The sequence below is a fragment of the Burkholderia sp. E168m23 genome (assembly GCF_016586125.1).
Lineage (GTDB): Bacteria > Pseudomonadota > Gammaproteobacteria > Burkholderiales > Burkholderiaceae > Burkholderia > Burkholderia orbicola.
The window spans coordinates 1-6,865 of the sequence record NZ_BCPP01000319.1 but is presented as its reverse complement, the minus strand read 5'-3'; the positions used below and the strand labels follow the sequence as shown (position 1 = coordinate 6,865).

Here is a 6,865-nt window from a genome sequence, read left to right as displayed (position 1 = left end):
TCGGCGGGTTTGAAGCGCGTCAGCGCGAAGCCCGCGAGAAACAGCGCGCCGATGCCCACGCGCAGCGCCATCAGCGGCGCGACGCCGAAATCGACCACGCCGACTCGGATAAACAGGAAGGATGCGCCCCACAGGGCGGCGAGCACGGTCAGCAGGAAAGCGTTCTTGGGTGACATCGATCGGGCCGGGGCGAGACGGGATGCGAAGAATCTTACACCGCGTTACCGCACCGTCGTTTCAGGATCGGATGAAACGACAAGAAACGGGAATTCCGCCGCTTACGGCGGAATAGTCGGCCACGCGCGGCACGACCGCTCAGATCAGTGATGACGCCAGCTGCCGCGTCCGCCGAAACCGAAATTGAGCGACAGCGCCGGGCCCCAGTAACCGCCCCACGCGGGCGCATACGCCGGCGCCGGATAGTAATAGGCGGGGGCCGGATCGACATACACGGGCGCGGGCTGTACCGGCACCGGCGCCGCCGTGTAATAGCCGCCCGGATAGTAGCCGTAGGGGTAGTAGCAGCCGGCAAGCGTCGTGCACGCGAGCGCCGCGGCGACGAAGGTCCTCTTCATGATGTGTCTCCGGCGGAGCCGGCCATCGGCAGATGCTTCAAGCTTAGGCCGCGGACCGATGACACGGTATGAAAAACGGTAACCGATCATTTCCGGGCGGCGCGGCCGCGCCTTTGCGGCACGGCATACGAAACATACGAAAACGGCGCTTCCGCATCGCGGAAACGCCGTTGAACCGACCGACCTGCAGCTGGGCGACGCCCAACCGGCCGATGTCGCGCTCGTTACTTGCCGACCTGGTTACCGATGATGCCGCCGGCCGCCGCGCCACCCAGCGTCGACAGCGCGTTGCCGCCGATCGCCGCGCCGGCCACGCCGCCGACACCCGCACCGATTGCCGTATCGCGCTGGCGTCGCGACATCGAATCGCAGGCCGACAGGCTGGCCACGGTCGCAACGAGAAGAGCGCATACCCCAAAACGCCGAATCGAATTCATGATCGTTGTCCTTGTGGTAGTGAACGGAAGGCGCACGACCGGCTGGCGGCCGCGCATGACTTCAATCTACGCGCCGTCCCGCGACGCTGCTGTAAGGACTTGTTAAGGCCCGCGCGGTTTCGTAATCAATTGTTTCGCACCGGATTGGCAGGCACACGGCATGCGCAACAGGCACACGGCACGCGCAAAAAAGCCCGCTCGAAAGCGGGCTTCGTGCATCGCGACGCGAGCCGGTGCGGCTCGCCGCGCGCTTACTGACGGTGGTAGATCTCGGCGCCGGTCTTCACGAACTCGACCGCCTTGACCTCCATCCCTTTCTTCAGCGCTTCGGTTTCCGACACGCCCTGCTGCGCCGCGAACTCGCGCACGTCCTGCGTGATCTTCATCGAGCAGAAGTGCGGGCCGCACATCGAGCAGAAGTGCGCGACCTTGGCGGAATCCTTCGGCAGCGTCTCGTCGTGGAATTCGCGCGCCTTGTCCGGGTCGAGACCGATGTTGAACTGGTCTTCCCAGCGGAACTCGAAGCGCGCCTTCGACAGCGCGTTGTCGCGCACCTGCGCGCCCGGGTGGCCTTTGGCGAGGTCGGCGGCGTGCGCGGCGAGCTTGTACGTGATGATGCCTTCCTTCACGTCGTCCTTGTTCGGCAGGCCGAGATGTTCCTTCGGCGTCACGTAGCACAGCATCGCGGTGCCGAACCAGCCGATCATCGCGGCGCCGATGCCCGACGTGATGTGGTCGTAACCCGGCGCGATGTCGGTGGTGAGCGGCCCGAGCGTGTAGAACGGCGCTTCCTTGCACCAGTCGAGCTGGAGATCCATGTTCTCCTTGATCAACTGCATCGGCACGTGGCCGGGGCCTTCGATCATCACCTGCACGTCGTGCTTCCACGCGATCTGCGTGAGTTCGCCGAGCGTCTTCAGTTCGCCGAGCTGCGCTTCGTCGTTCGCGTCGTAGATCGAGCCGGGACGCAGGCCGTCGCCGAGTGAGAAGCTCACGTCGTACGCCTTCATGATCTCGCAGATCTCTTCGAAGTGTTCGTACAGGAAGCTTTCCTTGTGATGCGCGAGGCACCACTTCGCCATGATCGAGCCGCCGCGCGACACGATGCCCGTCATCCGGTTCGCGGTGAGCGGCACGTACTGCAGGCGCACGCCCGCGTGGATCGTGAAGTAGTCGACGCCTTGCTCGGCCTGCTCGATCAGCGTGTCGCGGAAGATTTCCCAGGTGAGGTCCTCGGCCTTGCCGTTGACCTTTTCGAGCGCCTGGTAGATCGGCACCGTGCCGATCGGCACCGGGCTGTTGCGGATGATCCACTCGCGCGTTTCATGGATGTGCTTGCCGGTCGACAGATCCATCACCGTGTCGCCGCCCCAGCGGATCGCCCACGTCATCTTGTCGACTTCCTCGCCGATCGACGACGTGACGGCCGAGTTGCCGATGTTCGCGTTGATCTTCACGAGGAAGTTGCGACCGATGATCATCGGCTCGGATTCCGGGTGGTTGATGTTCGCCGGGATGATCGCGCGGCCGCGCGCGACTTCGTCGCGCACGAATTCCGGCGTGATCTCGGCGAGCGAGTTCGCGCCGAAGGCCGCGGCGCCGAACGCCTGGCCCGGATGCTGGCGGCCCATCATCGCGGCGAGCTTCGCGCCGTTCGGGCCGCTCGACTTCAGGCTCTCGATGTACTCGGCGCGGCGCTGGTTCTCGCGGATCGCGATGTATTCCATTTCCGGCGTGACGATGCCCTGACGCGCGTAGTGCATCTGCGTGACGTTCTTGCCGGGCTGCGCGCGGCGCGGATTGCGGTGCAGGCCCGGAAAGCGCAGGTCGGCCGTGGCCGGATCGGCCGCGCGCTCGAGGCCGTACTGGCTCGACAGGCCGGGGAGCACTTCGGTGTCGCCGCGCGCCTCGATCCAGCGCTGGCGCAGTGCGGGCAGGCCCGCGCGGATGTCGATCTTCGCGTCCGGATCGGTGTAGGGGCCCGACGTGTCGTACACGTAGATCGGCGGATTCTTCTCGCCGCCGAAGCCGGTCGGGGTGTCGGCCTGCGTGATCTCGCGCATCGGCACGCGGATGTCGGGCTGCGAGCCGGTTACATAGACCTTTCGCGAATTGGGCAGCGGCGCGACGGCGGCGGCGTCGACGTGCGCGTCGGCAGACAGAAACTTCGGATTGGCGTTCATGCAATCTCCTGTGCGGGCGCCGGACAGGCGCTGCGGCGCTTGCCCGGAGCCCTTGACGAATGTGGGGCTCGAGCTAAGCAGGAGACGAGGCTTGGTGAGGCGGCGGATTTCGTCAGAAGGATGGCGGCGAAATCCGTACGCTTCCCTGCGCTGGCATTATCCAGATCAGGTTCAAAGGGTATTTCTCACCCGCAATGCCGGTTGTTTGACCGAACGCATTGCAGGACCCCCGCGTTAGCAAGGGCACACGATACACCGGCTTGGCGGTGGTTTCAACCGGGTGCGAAGCCGATGCCGCCGGGCGGCGGCCGGATCGCGGCCGGCGAACCGGGCAGGGTGCACCGCAGCAATCCCGACTGCCGAACGGCGTCCCGGCCGGGCCGGATAGCGCCAGGCGGTGCAGCATTCGCGTCTTCATTTTCGGCGTCTAGAATTTTTTTTGACATCGCTGTCATTTCCGGCGGTGTGCTCCGTCTATTCGGCTCCCAAACCCATGTATCGGAGAGATGTCATGAAAAACGTATTCCTCGCCGCCTGCGTCGCCGCACTTGCCACGATCGCAACGGGCGCCCATGCGCAGAACGACGCCATGTCGAAGGACGGCACGTCGATGTCGAAAGACGCGATGGGCCACGACGCGATGGCCAAGGACGATGCGATGGCCAAGGACGGCGCGATGAAGAAGGACGGCATGAAGAAGCACGCGATGAAGAAGGATGCGATGGGCCACGACGCGATGAAGAAGGGCGATGCGATGAAGAAGGACGCCATGAGCCCGTCGAACTGACGAATGCGGGCGGGGCGCGGCCGGCCGGTTACCGGCACACGTCGCGTCCCGCTGCATCATCCCGGGAGTCTTCATCATGCAAACGGTTCCTGTCACCGATCGCGCGAGCGTGCCGCCGCCCGCGCCGACGATCCATCCGCGGTGGGTGCGCGCGAGCCACTGGCTCAACGCGCTCGCGGCGATCCTGATGGCGTTGTCGGGCTGGCGTATCTACGATGCGTCGCCGATCTATCCGGCGTTCACGTTCGCGCACGGCATCACGCTCGGCGGCTGGCTCGGCGGCGCGCTGCAATGGCATTTCGCGGCGATGTGGCTGCTGGTCGGCAACGGGCTGTTCTATCTCGCGATGTCGATCGCGACGGGGCGCTTCGCGCGCAAGTTGCTGCCCGTGACGCCTGTGTCGGTGTGGCGCGACGTGCGCGCGGCGCTCGGCGGGCGGCTGTCGCACGACGACCTGAGCGTCTACAACGCGGTGCAGCGTGCCGCATACCTGACAGCGATCGTCGATCTCGTCGTGCTGGTGCTGTCGGGGCTCACGATCTGGAAATCGGTGCAATTTCCGCTGCTGCGCGAGCTGTTCGGCGGTTACGACAACGCGCGCATCGTGCACTTCTGGGCGATGGCGCTGCTGGTCGCATTCGTCGTCGTCCATGTCGCGATGGCGTTGCTGGTGCCGCGCTCGCTGCTCGCGATGCTGCGCGGCCGTTGACCCGCGCGACGCGGGCGAAGGAACTCATCATGTCGGAATCCGAAAAAAACCACGGCGCGCCGCGCTGGACGCTCGACCGGAAATCGCTCGAGCTCGACGTGCGCCGCGAACTCGAGATGCCGTCGAGACGGCTCTTCAACCGGCGCGTGCTGACGCTCGGCGGCCTCACGATGCTGACCGGCTGCACGCTGCAGGACGACGCGTCGGTCAACACGTTCCTCGAGAAAGTGTCGCGCATGAACGATCGCGTGCAGGCTTGGTTGTTCAACCCGAACCGGCTCGCGCCGACCTACACCGAAGCCGACATCACGCGGCCGTTTCCGTTCAACGCGTACTACGGGATCGACGAAGTGCGGCACGTCGACGAGTCGACCTATCGCCTCGTGCTGTCCGGCCGTGTAACGGGCAAGCGCGTGTGGACGCTCGACGAGCTTCGCGCGCTGCCGCACGCGGAACAGATCACGCGGCATATCTGCGTGGAAGGGTGGAGTGCGATCGGCCGCTGGGGCGGCACGCCGTTCGGCACATTCCTCGCGCGCGCCGGCGCGGACACGCACGCGAAATACGTCGGCTTCAAGTGCGCGGACGACTACTACGAAAGCATCGACATGCCGACCGCGCTGCATCCGCAGACGCTGCTCGCATTCGATTACGACGGCCGCCAGCTGCCGCCGGAATACGGGTTTCCGATGAAGCTGCGGATGCCGACCAAGCTCGGCTACAAGAACCCGAAGCACATCATGGAAATTTTCGTGACGGATACGTTCCCGGGCGGCTACTGGGTCGATCAGGGCTACAACTGGTTCGGCGGCTCGTGAGCGGTGCGCGCGGCGTGCACGGCGTGCGCACGCGTCATACGGATTCGCGCACCTGGAGATCGACGCGCAGGCCGACTGCCGAGGCCATGTTCACGAGCGCGTCGAGCCCGAACAGGTTGATCTTGCCGCGCATCAGGTCGGAGACGCGCGGCTGCGTGACGCCCAGCTGCTTCGCGGCCTCGGCCTGACTCAGTTCGAGCCGCGCGATGCGCTGCTTGAGCGCGATCATCAGTTCGGAGCGCAGCTTCATGTTCGCGGCTTCCGCCGGCTCGCTTTCGATTGCGTCCCAGACGTTCGCGTAGCGTTCATTGGTCATCGTTTCAACTCCATCATCAGCGTCCGATAGCGGCGGGCGGCGAGGTCGATATCGGTCTTGTTCGTGCGCGTCGATTGCTTGCGGAAGCAGTGCAGGACGTAGACGGCCTCGGTGAAAGTCGCGACGTAGACGATCCGGAATGCGCCGCTTGCATCGCGCAGGCGAATTTCCCGCACGCCGACGCCGATCGTGCGCATCGGTTTCCAGTCGTCGGGTGCGAGGCCGCGCTGCACCTGGTCGATCTGGTGGCCGGCTTCGCGTCGCGCAGGCAACGGAAAGCCGCGGAGATCGGCCAGCGCGCTGCCGACGAAAACGACGGGCTTCGGCGGAAGAATGTCTGGATTATACAAAATTTTGTATGGGCTGTGCAGGTGGCGGAAAGAAGCTGCGGGCGCCGCCAGGGGCGCGCGCCGTCCGTCACGATAGGCGCGTCACGGCGCACCGATGCACAAACTGGCCGTCAGGCCGATGCTGGATCAAGGGTTGCGAAGGGTGGCGCAGGCGTGTCGCCCACACGCCAGCGATTCCCCCATTGCGTATCCGGCCCCGGATTTCACCGGTCCGTCGCGCGAAAAATGTCGCGCCGAAACATCAGTCGATATCTTTCAGACAGGTCCGACGATGCTTTCGAATCCTTGATGCCATAATGCCGAGCGTGTGCAGCCGACGCGGTTGCGCACGTTTTTTTTGCCCCGTTTTTGTCCCTTTGCCGCCGCTTGCCGGTTCTCTTTCGTCGCCGTTCGCACTGCCATGTCGTTCCGCACGTTCGCTCTGCCTTCCCGGTCCCGCGTGGACCGTTTGCCGGCATCGCCGGCGTCTTTCAGCGGAGCACGCGGCGTGACGTGCGGGCGGGTGGCGCGATGACGCCGCTCGACCGCCTCCTCGATTTCCTCGCCCGCTTTTCGTTCCGGATTCGCCTGCCGCAAAGCCGCGGCGGCCGCGTGGCGCTGGCGCTCGTCTTCATCTATTTCGTCTGGGGTTCGACCTACAGCGGGCTGCATTTCGCGCTGCAGTCGTTCCCGCCGCTGCTGCTGTCGGGG

8 protein-coding genes, 2 pseudogenes and 1 riboswitch are annotated in these 6,865 nt (G+C 65.2%); of the genes and pseudogenes, 4 read left to right on the top strand and 6 right to left on the bottom strand.

Annotated features, from left to right (window positions below; translation table 11 throughout):
* From JMF90_RS17560 to thiC, 4 genes and pseudogenes are all read right to left on the bottom strand, one after another.
* Positions 1-176, bottom strand: a pseudogene (locus JMF90_RS17560) (EamA/RhaT family transporter); the annotation flags it as partial.
* Between the two features lie 144 nt (positions 177-320).
* Entirely contained in the window at positions 321-575 is a 255-nt protein-coding gene (locus JMF90_RS17555; RefSeq protein WP_201316790.1) for a hypothetical protein, read from the bottom strand.
* Positions 576-799: 224 nt separating this feature from the next.
* Positions 800-1,012, bottom strand: a complete 213-nt coding sequence (locus JMF90_RS17550; RefSeq protein WP_011545020.1) for a glycine zipper 2TM domain-containing protein — start codon at positions 1,010-1,012, stop codon at positions 800-802.
* 251 nt (positions 1,013-1,263) lie between these two features.
* Entirely contained in the window at positions 1,264-3,195 is a 1,932-nt protein-coding gene (gene thiC, locus JMF90_RS17545; protein ID WP_201316791.1) for a phosphomethylpyrimidine synthase ThiC, read from the bottom strand.
* Between the two features lie 124 nt (positions 3,196-3,319).
* Positions 3,320-3,436, bottom strand: a riboswitch (TPP riboswitch).
* 270 nt (positions 3,437-3,706) lie between these two features.
* Between thiC and JMF90_RS17540 the strand changes: the two genes are divergently transcribed.
* The 3 genes from JMF90_RS17540 to JMF90_RS17530 all read left to right on the top strand — a co-directional run bounded on the left by JMF90_RS17540 (position 3,707) and on the right by JMF90_RS17530 (position 5,509).
* A complete protein-coding gene (locus JMF90_RS17540) occupies positions 3,707-3,982 on the top strand; it encodes a pentapeptide MXKDX repeat protein (RefSeq protein ID WP_041489178.1) in 276 nt (91 codons plus the stop codon).
* 76 nt (positions 3,983-4,058) lie between these two features.
* Positions 4,059-4,691, top strand: coding sequence for a cytochrome b/b6 domain-containing protein (locus JMF90_RS17535; protein ID WP_053526313.1), 633 nt, complete (start codon positions 4,059-4,061; stop codon positions 4,689-4,691).
* Between the two features lie 29 nt (positions 4,692-4,720).
* Positions 4,721-5,509 carry a molybdopterin-dependent oxidoreductase gene (locus tag JMF90_RS17530; protein ID WP_201316792.1) on the top strand — a complete coding sequence of 263 codons (789 nt, stop codon included), beginning with the start codon at positions 4,721-4,723 and terminating at the stop codon, positions 5,507-5,509.
* A 34-nt stretch (positions 5,510-5,543) separates the two neighbouring features.
* Here JMF90_RS17530 and JMF90_RS17525 read toward each other — a convergent pair whose 3' ends face one another.
* Positions 5,544-5,825 (bottom strand): helix-turn-helix domain-containing protein, encoded by a 282-nt coding sequence (locus JMF90_RS17525; protein ID WP_011545024.1) that lies wholly within the window; start codon positions 5,823-5,825, stop codon positions 5,544-5,546.
* A complete protein-coding gene (locus JMF90_RS17520; RefSeq protein ID WP_124467074.1) occupies positions 5,822-6,175 on the bottom strand; it encodes a type II toxin-antitoxin system RelE/ParE family toxin in 354 nt (117 codons plus the stop codon). Before JMF90_RS17520 ends, JMF90_RS17525 begins: the two co-directional genes overlap by 4 nt.
* Before the next feature lie 510 nt (positions 6,176-6,685).
* On the opposite strand from JMF90_RS17520, the pseudogene JMF90_RS17515 reads away from it, so the two are divergent.
* Positions 6,686-6,865: pseudogene (locus tag JMF90_RS17515) on the top strand (multidrug DMT transporter permease); the annotation flags it as partial.